11 protein-coding genes are annotated in these 13,338 nt (G+C 70.4%); 2 read left to right on the forward strand and 9 right to left on the reverse strand.

Going from position 1 to position 13,338, the window contains the following annotated elements; genetic code table 11:
- Positions 1-100: 100 nt before the first annotated feature.
- Positions 101-3,163 carry an NPCBM/NEW2 domain-containing protein gene (locus tag ACGFSB_RS12045; protein WP_393397457.1) on the forward strand — a complete coding sequence of 1,021 codons (3,063 nt, stop codon included), beginning with the start codon at positions 101-103 and terminating at the stop codon, positions 3,161-3,163.
- Between the two features lie 72 nt (positions 3,164-3,235).
- On the opposite strand, the gene ACGFSB_RS12050 is transcribed toward ACGFSB_RS12045, so the two are convergent.
- The 4 genes from ACGFSB_RS12050 to ACGFSB_RS12065 form a co-directional block, all read right to left on the reverse strand.
- Positions 3,236-3,880 carry a hypothetical protein gene (locus tag ACGFSB_RS12050; RefSeq protein ID WP_393397460.1) on the reverse strand — a complete coding sequence of 215 codons (645 nt, stop codon included), beginning with the start codon at positions 3,878-3,880 and terminating at the stop codon, positions 3,236-3,238.
- 41 nt (positions 3,881-3,921) lie between these two features.
- Positions 3,922-5,727, reverse strand: a complete 1,806-nt coding sequence (locus ACGFSB_RS12055; RefSeq protein WP_393397463.1) for a S8 family peptidase — start codon at positions 5,725-5,727, stop codon at positions 3,922-3,924.
- Between the two features lie 285 nt (positions 5,728-6,012).
- Positions 6,013-7,068, reverse strand: a complete 1,056-nt coding sequence (locus ACGFSB_RS12060; RefSeq protein WP_393397466.1) for a PAC2 family protein — start codon at positions 7,066-7,068, stop codon at positions 6,013-6,015.
- 140 nt (positions 7,069-7,208) lie between these two features.
- Complete coding sequence (locus tag ACGFSB_RS12065; RefSeq protein WP_393397469.1) at positions 7,209-7,880, reverse strand: FadR/GntR family transcriptional regulator; 672 nt, start codon at positions 7,878-7,880, stop codon at positions 7,209-7,211.
- Positions 7,881-8,073: 193 nt separating this feature from the next.
- Between ACGFSB_RS12065 and ACGFSB_RS12070 the strand changes: the two genes are divergently transcribed.
- Complete coding sequence (locus ACGFSB_RS12070) at positions 8,074-8,616, forward strand: MarR family winged helix-turn-helix transcriptional regulator (protein WP_393397472.1); 543 nt, start codon at positions 8,074-8,076, stop codon at positions 8,614-8,616.
- On the opposite strand, the gene ACGFSB_RS12075 is transcribed toward ACGFSB_RS12070, so the two are convergent.
- The 5 genes from ACGFSB_RS12075 to ACGFSB_RS12095 are packed head-to-tail and all read right to left on the reverse strand — an operon-like array spanning position 8,598 to position 13,320.
- Positions 8,598-9,626, reverse strand: coding sequence for a Rieske 2Fe-2S domain-containing protein (locus ACGFSB_RS12075; RefSeq protein ID WP_393397475.1), 1,029 nt, complete (start codon positions 9,624-9,626; stop codon positions 8,598-8,600). The genes ACGFSB_RS12070 and ACGFSB_RS12075 overlap by 19 nt on opposite strands.
- A 5-nt stretch (positions 9,627-9,631) precedes the next feature.
- A complete protein-coding gene (locus tag ACGFSB_RS12080) occupies positions 9,632-9,856 on the reverse strand; it encodes a recombinase-like helix-turn-helix domain-containing protein (RefSeq protein WP_393397478.1) in 225 nt (74 codons plus the stop codon).
- A gap of 19 nt (positions 9,857-9,875) precedes the next feature.
- A complete protein-coding gene (locus tag ACGFSB_RS12085) occupies positions 9,876-10,853 on the reverse strand; it encodes a PDR/VanB family oxidoreductase (protein ID WP_393397481.1) in 978 nt (325 codons plus the stop codon).
- A 16-nt stretch (positions 10,854-10,869) separates the two neighbouring features.
- Positions 10,870-12,522, reverse strand: a complete 1,653-nt coding sequence (locus tag ACGFSB_RS12090; RefSeq protein ID WP_393397484.1) for a thiamine pyrophosphate-binding protein — start codon at positions 12,520-12,522, stop codon at positions 10,870-10,872.
- A 12-nt stretch (positions 12,523-12,534) separates the two neighbouring features.
- Positions 12,535-13,320 carry an SDR family oxidoreductase gene (locus tag ACGFSB_RS12095; protein ID WP_393397487.1) on the reverse strand — a complete coding sequence of 262 codons (786 nt, stop codon included), beginning with the start codon at positions 13,318-13,320 and terminating at the stop codon, positions 12,535-12,537.
- Positions 13,321-13,338 lie beyond the last annotated feature (18 nt).

Genomic DNA, 13,338 nt, shown 5'->3' on the forward strand with positions numbered 1-13,338 from the left:
ACCGAAGTCGACGTTTCATCCGATGGGCCGCTCCAGAAATCCAGGAGCGGCCCATCAAAGTCCATGGCCCCGGAGCCCGTTGAGGCGCTAGACACCGGCCATGAGATCTCCCACCCGCTCCAGACGGGCGGCCCTGGCCGCCGCCCTGCTCGGCCTGCTCGCGGTGTTCGCGGGGCCCGGCGGCGGCGCCGCACAGGCCGCCGACGAACCCGCGACCACGGTCGGGGACGTCACGGACTTCGCCGCCGACGGCTCCGCGTACCGCCTCACCGCGGGCAAGGCCGTGGCCCGCGTCAGCTTCGTATCGACCGAGACATTCCGGCTCGAACTCGCCCCCGATGGCGACTTCACCGATCCGACGGGCAAGGACATCGTCCTGCCCCAGGGCGCGGCGCCCCGGACCACATGGGCCGACAAGGGCGACCGCTACGAACTGAGCACCTCCGAGGTGACGCTGCGCGCCTACAAGTCCCCCCTCCGCTTCGCCCTGTACCGCGCCGACGGCAGCCAGGTCTGGGCCGAGTCGAAGGGGCTCAGCTGGACGAAGGACGCCACCACACAGAGCCTGGCCCGCGGCGCCGATGAGCAGTACTACGGCGCCGGGATGCAGAACGGGCGCGGCAACACCTCGCACCGCGGCAAGAAGGTCGAGGTGAGCGTCGACTACAACTGGGACGACGGCGGCCACCCCAACTCCGTGCCCTTCTACCTGTCGTCGGAGGGCTACGGAGTCTTCCGGAACACGTACGCCCCCAACACCTACGACTTCGCCGAGCCGGTGACGGCCACCGCCAAGGAACAGCGCTTCGACGCCTACTACTTCGCGGGACGCGGCGAAAAGGACGTCAAGGGAGTCATCGGGCAGTACACGAAGCTCACCGGTAAGCCGTTCCTGCCGCCCGTCTACGGGATGGAGATCGGTGACGCGGACTGCTATCTCCACAACGCCAACCAGGGTGAACGGCACACCCTGGACTCCCTGAAGATCGCCGACGAGTACAAGAAGCACGACATGCCCAACGGCTGGATGCTCGTCAACGACGGCTACGGCTGCGGCTACGAAGACCTCGCCGAGACCGCCAAGGGCCTCCAGGACCGCGACATGCAGATGGGCCTGTGGACCGAGGACGGCATCGACAAGATCGCCGACCAGGTCAAGGCGGGCCAGCGCGTCGCCAAGCTCGATGTCGCCTGGGTCGGCGACGGCTACAAGAAGGCGCTCGACGGCTGTAAGGACGCCTACAAGGGCATCGAGGACAACAGCGACGCCCGCGGCTTCACCTGGGCCCCCGAGAGCTGGTCGGGCGCGCAGCGCTGCGGAGTGCAGTGGTCCGGCGACCAGAGCGGCAGCTGGGAGTACATCCGCTGGCAGATCCCCACCTACGCGGGCGCGACCATGTCCGGCATGGCCTACACGACCGGTGACGTGGACGGCATCTTCGGCGGCAGCGCCAAGACGTACGCGCGTGACCTTCAGTGGAAGTCGTTCCTGCCCGTCACGATGACGATGGACGGCTGGGCCGCCAACGACAAGCAGCCCTTCCGCTACGGAGAGCCCTACACCTCCATCAACCGCAAGTACCTCAAGCTGCACGAATCGCTGCTGCCCTACCTCTACTCGTACGGCCACGAGGCGACCCAGACGGGCGTCGGCGCCGTACGGCCGCTGGCCCTCGAATATCCGGACGACCCGAAGGCCGCCACCGACGCCGCCAAGTACGAGTTCCTGACGGGCGACGACTTCCTTGTAGCGCCCGTCTACAAGGACACGACCGTCCGCGACGGCATCTACCTGCCGAAGGGCACGTGGACCGACTACTGGAGCGGACGTACGTATCAAGGGCCGACGACCGTCGACGGCTACAGCGCGCCGCTCGACACCCTGCCGCTCTTCGTCAAGGGCGGCGCCACCGTACCGATGTGGCCCGGCGGCATCAGGTCCTACAAGGACCGCACCGCCGGATCGCCGCTCGCCTGGGACATCTACCCGCAGGGCAAGTCCTCCTTCGAGCTGTACGAGGACGACGGCGAGAGCAGGCAGCACCGCGACGGCAAGTACGCCACCCAGCGCGCCGAGGTCGAGGCGCCCCGGGCGGGCGCGGGCGACGTGCGAGTACGGATCGGCGCGAGCGAGGGGGAGTTCAGCGGCAAGCAGACCGAGCGGCCCTACGCCTTCACTGTGCACACCGGTGACGCGCCGAGCCGCGTACAGCTCGGCGGCGACAAGCTGCCGCGGCTCGCTTCCAAGGACGCGTACGAGAAGGCGGCACAGGGCTGGTTCTACGACCGGGACGACCGGGGCGGTGTCGTCAAGGTGAAGACGGCAGCGATCCGCGCCGACCGGGCCTTCGAGCTCGAACTCGACGACACCAGCGCCGTCGGTGGCGCTGTGCCCGGCGCGACCGCCGCGGTCGGCGCCCCCGCGGGCCAGGAGATCGGCGCGGGAGCGGCGGGCAAGGTCGCCGTCGACATCACGGCGGGCACGAAGGACGCCACCGGTGTCGACGTCACCCTGGACGTGCCGAAGGGCTGGACGGCAGAGGCCGCCCATGCCGACCGCGTCCCCGCCGGCACCACGCGACGCGTCGAGGTCGCGGTCACCCCGGCCAAGGACGCGGACCCCGGCGAGCAGCCGCTGACCGCGACGGCCCGCTACCGCTCGGCGGGCCAGGACCGCACCGCGACCCAGCGGATCGCGGTCGCCGTCATGCCACCGGCCCCGAAGACCGACGCCTGGGCGAGCGATCTGGTGTGGCTGAAGAACACCAACGGCTACGGCCCCGCCGAACGCGACCGCAGCAACGGCGAGTCGGGAGCCGATGACGGCCACCCGCTGACCCTCGCGGGCAAGACGTACGAGAAGGGGATCGGCACCCACGCCGACTCCGTCATCGAGGTCTACACGGGTGGGCAGTGCGCCAAGTTCACCGCGGACGCGGGCATCGACGACGAGATCAACGGCTACGGAGAGGTGGCCTTCTCGGTCGAGGCCGACGGCAAGGTGCTGTGGACCTCGCCCAAGGTGACGGGCGCGTCGGCGACCGTGCCGGTGGACGTCGATGTGAGCGGGGCCCGGCACGTGGAGCTGAAGGTGACCGACACCAACGGCTCCAAGAGCGGGGACCACGGGGACTGGGCGGCGGCTGAGTTCAGCTGCGCCTGAGTCTCTGAGGCAGGGAGCGGCGCCGGGCGGGAAGGACTCCGCCCGGCGCCGCGGTCCGTCACCAGACCTGTGTCACTTCGTCGTGATCACGATGGCCACGAGATAGGACGGGTTGGTGGTGTCGAAGTAGCCGATCACCTGCTGGCCGTAGAAGAAGGCTTCCTGCACCGCGTCGTGGGTCTGCTGACTCGGGTTGATGAACGCCTTCCAGGCGTTGTCGATCAACAGGTAGAGGACCGACGACTGGCCCGGCAGGGGCTGGATGACGTCCCAGAACGACGCGGCGATGCCCGACGAGACCGCCTGGGTGGAGATCTCCGGTGCCTGCGCCTGCGGAACGCTTTCCTGGCCGAGCTGCTGGAGCAGCTGCTGGTACGGCTGCTGCTGGCCGAGCTGCTGGAGTTGCTGCTGGAGGTGCGGCGGGACGTGCTGCTGGGTGCCCTGTATGCCGCGCATGCCCTGCGGGCCGAACGGACGCTGGCCGGAGAACTGCTGGCCGAACGGCTGCTGCTGGAACGGCTGCTGCGGACCGTACTGCTGCTGCCCGTACTGCTGCGAGCCGAACTGCTGCGGAGGCGAGGTGCTCGGGCCCTGCTGCTGTCCCTGCTGTCCCTGCTGTCCCTGCTGTCCTTGCTGGCTTTGCTGGGGGCCGAACTGCTGCGGCCCGTACTGCTGGCCTTGCTGCTGAACCGGACTCATTTGCGGGGTGGTGCTCATGCGGGTGCCACCTTCCGTCAATGGTTGTTACGCATGTCGCTTCAGCCGGTGACGACCAGGCCGACGACCTCGTCGTCCGAGAACCAGACGCGTACGTCGGGGTGCCCTCCCGCGAAGGCGGCGTGCACCGCCTGGCGGATGTCGGGGGACGGGTTGTTCAGGTTGCGCCACTCTCCGGCGACGAACAGGCGGAGCCGCGGCGGGAGTTCGGGGGGATACGGGAGCAGCTCGTCCCAGTAGCGTTCGGCGCGGCCCGAGCCCACCGCCGACGGCAGCAGGTTCGTGACCGCCGATTTGATGTCGGGGCGGTTGCCGATCCGCTGCGTCGCGGGGCGGCCGGGCGCGTCCTGCTGCGGCGAGCCCGTCGAGCGCAGCATCGCCCGCGCGCGCTCCGGAGTCATCGGCTGCTGGCCCGCGGCCTTCAGCATTCCCTGGAGACAGGCCAGGGCGCCGACGACGACCGGTGAGGCGGACGAGGTGCCGGAGAACGTGTCCGTGTACCAGGCGATCTCGTCGGAGCCGCCCTGCAGATCCCCTGGCTGGTTCCAGGAGCCGCCGGTCGTGGTGGTCTCGCGGCCCCAGCCCTGCGCGTCCAGGCGGGCGCCGTAGTTGGAGAACGCCAGGCGCGAGCGGTCAGGGCCGTGGTCGCGGCCGTGCGTGCCGGGCGGCGGTGCGCCCGCGCCGACCAGGACGGCGCCCGACGGCTGGTTGGAGGGGTTGAAGGGGTTGCGCCACGACTCGGGGAACTCATCGGGCCTGCGCTCGTACACGGCGTCGTCCAGGGACTCCGCTCCGTTGCCCGCAGCGCCGACGACGATGACGCCCTTCGCGGTGGCGTGCCGGATCGCCGCATAGTCGTCCGGCCACCACTCCAGGGCGATGTAGCCCTTCTGGTCGTCGCGCGACTCGAAGTCGAACCGCGGTCCTGGCCGGTGCAGTTCGATCAGCACGATGTCGCCGGGGCCGAGCCGCTCCGCCGCCGCGTGGATCGTGGCCGCGGTGCCGAGGGGCTGGAAGGAGGCGGTCGCGGTCATGGACTCGGGCGCTATGCCGTTGATGCCCACGTAGTTGCGGTCGCCGCCGATCACGCCGATCACCGCCGTGCCGTGGTTGCGCCAGGCCAGGTCCTGGATGGGGGTGCCGATGACCACACCGGCGAGCTTGCCGGTCAGGTCCTCGTGCCCCAGCTGCCAGGCGCCCTCGATGTCGATCACCGTGACGCCCTCGCCCGAACCGCCGAGCCGCTGCCACGCCCAGTGCGCGTCGACGCCCTCGGGCGCCGGGCGCAGATAGCCCTGGCGGCCGGTGAAGTCGGGGGTGACGGGGGCGCCTTCCTTGCGGCGCGTGGAATCGCCGATGTCGGGAGCCCCCGGCCGGGTGGCCTGGGCGTCGGGTCCGCGCTGGGAGGGGGCCTGCGGGCGGCCCGTAGCGCCGATCGAAGCCGGTACGGCGCCCGGCTTGACGTACGCCGTGTCGATCCCCGGCAGCGCCGCCATCCGCGAGCGCAGCTCCTGGGCCCTGCTCTCGCCGCCGCGTACCCGGTAGAAGAGCGCCAGGTCCGGCACGGAGCCGTCGGCACCGGCGTTCTCGTGGACGGCGGACCGCAACCGCTCCTCGTTGCCGAACAGCGGTTCAAGGGCGAGCTGTTCATCGGTGAGGAACATGTTCAGGGCCGACACGTCGGAGCCCGCCGCCGAGCGGACGTCGGCCGTCCCGGCACGCAGCCGGGCCTCGGGCCGTGCCACGACGATCAGCTCCTGCTCGGCCGCCCGGTAAGTGAATCCCGCCCCGTCGGGTCCGGGGCCACTGGCTCCCGGGCCTCCCGCCGGCTCTACCTGGTCGGTCATCGCTTCACCGCTCCCTTCGGTTCGTTCCTTCGGGTGCCGTGCTGCGCGCTGTGGCCGCGCATTCCGGGGCACACCCTGCTACCGCCGGGCGCGGTCGTCCACCCCCTTTGCCCCAACTGCGTTTGAAATCAAGGGGATCGGGGAAGCCCGTGCAATTCGTCTGGAAGGCGATGTCACGCCTCATTCCGGCCAGGCTTGAGGCCCTTTACGGCAACGAGGCCCTATACGGCAACGAAGTGGGGCGGCACCCTTTCGGATGCCGCCCCATGCTCAGCTACGTACTGGTCAGTCCTCGGAGGAATCAGCCGGTCCGGATTCGCCGCTGTTCTCGCCGCTGTTCTCGTCGTCGGCGTCCGGGGTCTCGGGGGTCTCGGGGGCCTCGGGGGACTCCGGCCGCGGCTGAGGCTTCGGCGGGCGCGTGCGCTCGCCAGGGCTGTCGCGCAGGTACGGGGACGCGTCGCCGCCCTCCGTGGCATGGCCGCCGGGCTGCGGAGGGCCGCCGCCGTCGCGCCGCCGCAGATAGCGCTCGAACTCACGGGCGATGGCTTCGCCGGTCGCCTCCGGCAGCTCGGCCGTGTCCCGGGCCTCCTCGAGGGACTGGACGTACTCCGCGACCTCGCTGTCCTCGGCCGCGAGCTGGTCCACACCCACCTGCCAGGCGCGCGCGTCCTCCGCGAGGTCGCCCAGCGGGATCCGGAGGCCGATGAGGTCCTCCAGGCGGTTCAGGAGGGCCAGGGTGGCCTTCGGGTTCGGCGGCTGCGATACGTAGTGCGGGACTGCCGCCCAGAGGCTGACCGCGGGAACGCCCGCGTGCGTGCACGCCTCCTGGAGGATGCCGACGATGCCCGTAGGTCCCTCGTACTTCGTCTCCTCCAGGTCCATGGTGCGGGCCAGATCCGCGTCGGACGTGACGCCGCTGACCGGGACGGGGCGGGTGTGCGGGGTGTCACCGAGCAGCGCGCCCAGGATCACCACGAGCTCCACGCCCAGTTCGTGCGCGAAGCCCAGGATCTCGTTGCAGAACGAGCGCCAGCGCATCGACGGCTCGATCCCGCGGACGAGGACGAGGTCACGCGGCTTGTCGCCGCCCACGCGGATCACCGAGAGCCGGGTCGTCGGCCAGGTGATCTTGCGCACGCCGCCTTCCAGGAAGACCGTGGGGCGGTTGACCTGGAAGTCGTAGTAGTCCTCGGCGTCCAGCGCCGCGAAGACCTCGCCCTTCCACTCCTTGTCGAGATGCGCGACCGCGGTGGAGGCGGCGTCGCCGGCGTCGTTCCAGCCCTCGAACGCGGCCACCATGACCGGGTCGACCAGCTCGGGAACTCCCTCGAGCTCGATCACCCAGGCCTCCTTCCGATGTCCTTTACGTACGCCCCAACCTTACGGCGTCCGGCGGGGCCCTCCGCAGCCCCCTTGCGTGGTCGGAGTGACGGATCACTGCCCCGCCGGGGGCCCGCGCACTCCCGCCGCGCCGGGTGCTGTCAGAGCGTCGAGCGCAGCCACTGCTCCACGCTCGCGATGTGCACCGTCGCCCAGGACCTGGCGGCCTCCGCGTCACGGTCCCGCAGAGCCGTGAGGATCGCGCGGTGCTCGTGCAGGGTGCGGCTGACGGCGTCCTCCTGCGTGAGGCCGCGCCAGATGCGGGCCCGCGTGGTGGGGCCGGAGAGGCCGTCCAGGAGTGAGCAGAGCACCGAGTTGCCCGACGACTGCACGATGCCTCGGTGGAACTCCAGGTCGCAGGCGACCAGCTCCTCCACCGAGGGTGCGGCGCCCAGGGCGTCCAACTGTGAGGTGAGCACGTCCAGTTCGGCCTCGGTGATGTGCGTGCTCGCCATCGCCGTGGCCGCCGGTTCCAGGATGCGGCGCACCGCGAGGAACTCGAGGACCGTGTCGTCACGGTGGAAGTCGACGACGAAGCTCAGGGCTTCGAGAAGCAGCTGCGGGTCCAGGCTCGTGACGTACGTGCCGTCGCCCTGTCGTACGTCGAGGATGCGGATGAGCGAGAGCGCGCGCACCGCCTCGCGCAGCGAGTTGCGTGAAAGCCCCAGGTCGGCGGCGAGTTCACTCTCTTTGGGCAGGCGGTCTCCGGGGCGCAGTGCCCCGGAGACGATCATGCCTTTGATCTTTTCGATGGCTTCGTCGGTGACAGCCATGGGGACCTCGCCTCACAAGACAAAAGACATCCGATGTATCGGACGATTATGTCCTGTCCCTGGGCTGTCGCGCACGGGGGTCCGGCGAATACGTACTTCTCTCAGGGCTAAGATTTCCGCACTGGCTGTACTGACCGTACTGGCCGTACGGACCAAACTGACCGCGGTACGGGCGAGAGGGAGGCTACGGCACATGGCCGGGAAGAATTCGACGGGGGCTCATCGGGACGCGGTCGCATCGATCATCGAGGACTGGGCGAGGGAACGGCCGGAGCTCGACACCTCGCCCCTGGAGGTCCTCGCCAGGCTGCACCGCACTTTCCTGCGGTACAACACCAGGCTCACCACGGCGATCGAGCGGCACGGCCTCGCAGTCGCCGGATTCGACGTACTGACCGCACTGCGCAGGGCCGGGGCGCCCTACCGGCTCACGGCGGGCCAGTTGGCCGATTCCGGACTGGTCTCGTCGGCCGGGGTGACGCTGCGGATCGACCGTCTCGAGAAGGACGGTCTGATCGTGCGCGAGCGCGACGCGGACGATCGCCGCGTCGTCTACTCACGTCTCACCGAGACCGGACTCGCCAAGATCGACGAGGTGTTCGTCGAGCACCTCGACAACGAACGCCGGATGCTTGACGGACTCACCCCGGCCGAATGCCGCCAGCTGGCCCGCCTGATGTCCAAGCTGGAACAGTCGATCACCGATTCCGACGAACCTCAGGACGCGGAAGCCTGAGCCTGAGCCTCCGCGCGGTACATCCGGCGGAGCCGGACCACGCCCAGGTCGTGCTGGTAGAGGTTCTCGTGCTGGTCGGCGTCGGCGGGCATCGCCTCCAGCATCACCCGGTCCTGTTCGAGAACCTGCCAGTGGCGCTCCTCGATGAGGGTCTTGTAGAGGAAGCGCCAGGTGTCGCGCTGCCAGCCCTGTACGCGGCGGTAGCGCCAGAAGAAGACCCCGGTGCGGTTCTCGTCGACCGGGCAGACCATGCCGACGATCCCGAACGGGCCGCCGGGCCCTGCCGACGGCGGATACGGAATGGTCAGGTCCACCCAGTCCACGCCGGTGCGGCACAGCTCGACCCAGTCGAAGTTGACGCCCCGCTGGTCGGTCTTCTCGAAGAAGTAGCCGCGGTCCGTCTCCCGGATGCGGAACTTGGCGGTGGTGTCGCCGTCGTACATCGTGTGCGACTCGTGGTGCAGGAACGCGCCGTGCATCGGGTCGAGGAGGTTCTCCACCGCGTACCGCCACGGGCCGTTCCACTCCGCGTAGCAGAGGATCGCGTCGACGTCGGGGTCGGTGAGCGGCTCCGGCAGGGTCAGTTCGGCCGGTTCCGGGTGCGCATCGTCGCCGAAGTACGCGAGGATCGCGCCGCCGATCTCCCGGACGGGGAGCGACGTGACGAGCTTCTTGCCCTCCAGATTGCAGCCGGGCAGGCCGGGTACGGAGGAGACGGTGCCGTCGGTCTCGACCTCCACACCGTGGTACCAGCAGGCCACCCGGTCACCGAGGTGTTTCCCGAGGGAGAGGGGTGCGCCGCGGTGCGGGCAGCGGTCGGCGAGCATCGACAGGGTGCCGTCGGAGCGACGGAAGAGGAGCCACTGCTCGCCGAGCGCGGTGACCTTGCGCATGGCGCCGGGGGCGACGAAGTCCGAGGGGACGACGGGGTGCCACTGGTTGCGGAGGCCTGTGGCGTAGATGTGGTCGGCGGAAGCGGTGAGGCCGCCTCGGGGGGGCAGGGTGGTCATCGGGGTCACGCTCCCAGTCGGTTCATCTCGGCACGGAAGGACTCTTCGGTCCACTGACCGCCGTCCGGCGCGTGGACCTGACGGGCGTTCAAGCCACGTACGACATCGGGCAGTTCATGGCCGTCGCTGGTGAAGACCTCTTCGAGGGTGGCGGCCAGCTTGTATTCGTAGGGGGTCGGCTCATGGGCACGGGACTGGTGGATGTCCAGGTACGGCCAGGTGGTGGTCACTATTGCCTCCGGTGAGGAATTACAGGTCGAGGACGAGAGAGCCGGACGCGCACCGCGAGACGCAGATCATCATCGAGGCGCCGGTTGCGTGCTCGGCGTCGCTGAGCAGGAAGTCGCGGTGGTCGGGTGTGCCGCCGAGCACGCGGGTCTCGCAGCTGCCGCAGATGCCTTCCTGGCAGGAGCTGTTGACGGTGATTCCGGCCGCCTCCGCGGCGGCGAGGACCGAGGTGTCAGCGCCGACGGAGAGGGTCACTCCGGAGCGGCGGCACTCCACCTCGAACGCGTCGTCGTCCTCGGTGCGCTCGACGACGGGCGCGGCGAACCGCTCCACCCGCAGCCGGTCGGCCGGGCAGCTGGTCTCCACGGCGGCGAGCAGCGGCTCCGGGCCGCAGCAGTACACGAGGGTGCCGTCGGGTAGTCCTTCGAGTGCGGCCGCCAGATCGATGTGACCGTGCTCGTCCTGCGGTACGACGGTCAGATCCCCGTCCAGTGCCGCCAGTTCATCGGTGAACGCCATCGAGTCGCGGCTGCGCCCGCCGTACACCATGCGCCAGTCGGCCCCGCGCCGTGCCGCCTCGCGGGCCATCGCGAGGAGCGGTGTGATGCCGATACCGCCCGCGATGAAGAGGTAGCCCAGCGCGTCTTCGAGCGCGAAGTGGTTACGTGGCTCGGACGCGGTGACCGTCTGGCCGGGTCGCAGACCGGTGTGCACGTGGCGCGAACCGCCGCGTGAGGCCGGCTCGTTGAGTACGCCGATGCGATACGCCGATACGTTCCGCGGGTCGCCGCAGAGGCTGTACTGGCGTACGTGCCCACCGGTGTGGAGGTCGAGGTGCGCCCCGGGGCTCCAGGCGGGCAGTGGCTTGCCGTCCGGGTGGGCGAGTTCGACGGAGAGGACTCCGTCCGCCTCCCAGGTCATGCGGCGCACCAGCAGGGTGAGTTCACCCTCGTGCTCACTCTCGTGCTCACTCTCGTGCTCGCTCATGTGCTCGCTCATGTGGGGTCGGTCCTCCTCACTGGCCGGGGATCTTGACAGGCGGGGTGAACGGGTTCTTCATCGGTCCGAGGCGGGCCAGGTCGACCTCGACGAGGGTCGGCCCGTCGGAGGCGACGGCGTGGCTGATCACGGGCTGCGCGTGCTCCTCGGCGGCGATCCTGGCGTACGGCAATCCGCAGGCCCGCGCGAGGAGTTCGAAGTCGGGCGTGGCGAGGTCGACGCCGGAGCGGCGCTCGCTGTAGCGGTCCTGCATGTTGCGCAGTACGCCGTACCCGCCGTCGTTGAAGACGATGAGCGTCAGCCGGGGGCGCTCCTGGGCGAGCGTGAGGATTTCCCCCAGATGGACGGCGAGCCCGCCGTCCCCCGCGAGGACGACGGTGGGCGCGTCGGGGCGCGCGAGCGCCGCGCCGATGCCCATGCCGAGGCCCTGCCCGATGCCGCCGCCGCGCGGGAAGACGTTGTCGCGGGGGTCGTACATCTCCAGGAGCCGGTTGCCCCAGCTGCTGGACGGAATGGTCACATCGCGGGCGACGACCGCCTCGCGGGGCAGCGCGGCACGGATGGCGTCGCAGATGGCGGCCTGGGGGCCGATGTTGTCGTGCAGGGTGGCGCGGACGTCCTCGCGGACGGTGGCGATACGTCGCGTCCAGCCGGCCTCGGCCCTGCGGGTGTGCGGCAGCAGGGCCGCGAGCACGTCGGGTGCGTGGCCGTGCAGGGCGTGCCTGGCCGGGTACACGCGGCCGAGGGCGTCGGCGTCGATGTCGACCTGGATGTGCGCGTCGGGCAGGGTGAGCCCGTAGTCGGCGGTCTCGTTGGAGCGGAAGTGCGTGCCGATGGTCAGTAGTACGTCGGCATCGGCGAGGAGGGCGCGGGCCGCCGGGGTGGTGGCGAAGTTGCCGATCACCTGCGGGTGGTCCTCGGGTACGGAGCCCCGGCCGGAGTTGGAGGTGAGCAGCCCCGCGCCGGTGGCGTGCAGCAACTCGGCCAGCTGGGCACCGGCGCGGGTGGCACCGCCGCCCGCCCAGACGAGGGGGCGCTCGGCGGACGCCAGCAGGGCTTTGGCCGCCAGGAGTTCGGCCCCTGCCGGTGCGGTGCGCACCGCATCGGTGACCTCGGCGACGGGGTCCGTCTGCGCCGCGTACTGCAGATCCACCGGCCACTCCACGCTCGCCGGGCCGCCCGGATCGGTCAGGGCCGACCGTGCCGCCTCGCGCAGGATCCGGCCCGCCTCGTGTGCCGAGGGAACTGTCGCGGCGTACTTGGAGACCGCGCGCAACATGCCGAGCTGGTCCTTGGTCTCGTGGATGAAGCCCCTGCCACTGCCCAGGAACTCACTCTCCACCTGGCCGGTGATGTGCAGGACGGAGGTGCCCGCGCTCAGCGCCTCGACCAGGGAACCCGCCGCGTTGCCCGCGCCCGTGCCCGTCGAGGTGAGCGCACAGCCGAGCGAGCCGCGAGCCCTGCCGTAGGCGTCGGCCGCGTTCACGGCGGTCGCCTCGTGGCGGACAGGCACGAAGCGGAGCTCGCGGTCGACCGCCTCCACGAGCGGCAGATTGTGCACACTCACGATCCCGAAGACCGTGTCGATGCCGAGTTCACGCAGGACGGCGACGAGGAGATCGCCTCCGGTGGCGTAGTGCGTGGATGGCATGGGGGGCATGGGTGGCATGGGGTGAGCTCCTCAGAGGATGCCGCGGCCGACGCCGCCGCAGACGTCGATGCTGGTACCGGTGGTGTACGAGGCGCGGGGCGAGAGCAGCGCGACGATCGCGTACGCGACCTCATCGGCGCGGCCGAGCCGGCCGAGCGCGATGCCGCGGTCCGCGGCGAGTTCCGCCTGCCAGTCCTCGTACGAGAGGCCGGAGTCGGCTGCCGCGTGGCGGCGGGTCCACTGGCCGGTGTCGATGAGGCCGAGGCAGACCGAGTTGACGCGGATGCCTTCGGGGGCGAGCTCCGTGGCGAGGGACTTGGAGAGGTTGAGGATGCCCGCGCGGGCCGCGCTGGTGGTGATGAGGCGCGGCTCGGGCTGCTTGGCGAGGACCGCGTTGACGTTGACGACGCTCGCCGCGTCCGATGCCGCCAGGTACGGGCGGGCCGCGTGCAGGGGATTCAGGACACCGGCGAACTTCAGCTCCAGCTCGTCGCGCCAGTCATCGGCGGTCGAGTCGTCGAGGCCCTTCATGCGGGACTGCCCCGCGTTGTTGACGAGACCGTCGACCGAGCCGAAGGTGTCCGCCGCGCGCCGCGTGAACCGGTCCACGGCGTCCGCGTCGCGTACGTCGCACACGCCGGTGAAGAGGCGGTCGCCGCCACCGACGCGGGCCGCAGCTTTCGCGAGGCGGTCGGCGTCACGCCCACAGGTGGCGACGCGCGCGCCCTCGTCGAGCAGGGCGCGGACCGTGGCCAGGCCGACGCCCGAGCTGCCGCCGGTGACCAGGACGGTCCGGTCGGAGAGGCCCAGATCCATAAGTGGTGGCTCCGTTAC

The organism is Streptomyces sp. NPDC048441, assembly GCF_043200235.1.
Lineage (GTDB): Bacteria > Actinomycetota > Actinomycetes > Streptomycetales > Streptomycetaceae > Streptomyces.

What these genes read in the sequence shown, in the direction of transcription:
- ACGFSB_RS12045 (WP_393397457.1), top strand. Translation starts at nt 101, where the DNA reads ATGAGATCTCCCACCCGCTCCAGACGGGCGGCCCTGGCCGCCGCCCTG.
- ACGFSB_RS12050 (WP_393397460.1), bottom strand. Translation starts at nt 3,880, where the DNA reads ATGAGCACCACCCCGCAAATGAGTCCGGTTCAGCAGCAAGGCCAGCAG.
- ACGFSB_RS12055 (WP_393397463.1), bottom strand. Translation starts at nt 5,727, where the DNA reads ATGACCGACCAGGTAGAGCCGGCGGGAGGCCCGGGAGCCAGTGGCCCC.
- ACGFSB_RS12065 (WP_393397469.1), bottom strand. Translation starts at nt 7,880, where the DNA reads ATGGCTGTCACCGACGAAGCCATCGAAAAGATCAAAGGCATGATCGTC.
- ACGFSB_RS12070 (WP_393397472.1), top strand. Translation starts at nt 8,074, where the DNA reads ATGGCCGGGAAGAATTCGACGGGGGCTCATCGGGACGCGGTCGCATCG.
- ACGFSB_RS12075 (WP_393397475.1), bottom strand. Translation starts at nt 9,626, where the DNA reads ATGACCACCCTGCCCCCCCGAGGCGGCCTCACCGCTTCCGCCGACCAC.
- ACGFSB_RS12085 (WP_393397481.1), bottom strand. Translation starts at nt 10,853, where the DNA reads ATGAGCGAGCACATGAGCGAGCACGAGAGTGAGCACGAGAGTGAGCAC.
- ACGFSB_RS12090 (WP_393397484.1), bottom strand. Translation starts at nt 12,522, where the DNA reads ATGCCACCCATGCCCCCCATGCCATCCACGCACTACGCCACCGGAGGC.
- ACGFSB_RS12095 (WP_393397487.1), bottom strand. Translation starts at nt 13,320, where the DNA reads ATGGATCTGGGCCTCTCCGACCGGACCGTCCTGGTCACCGGCGGCAGC.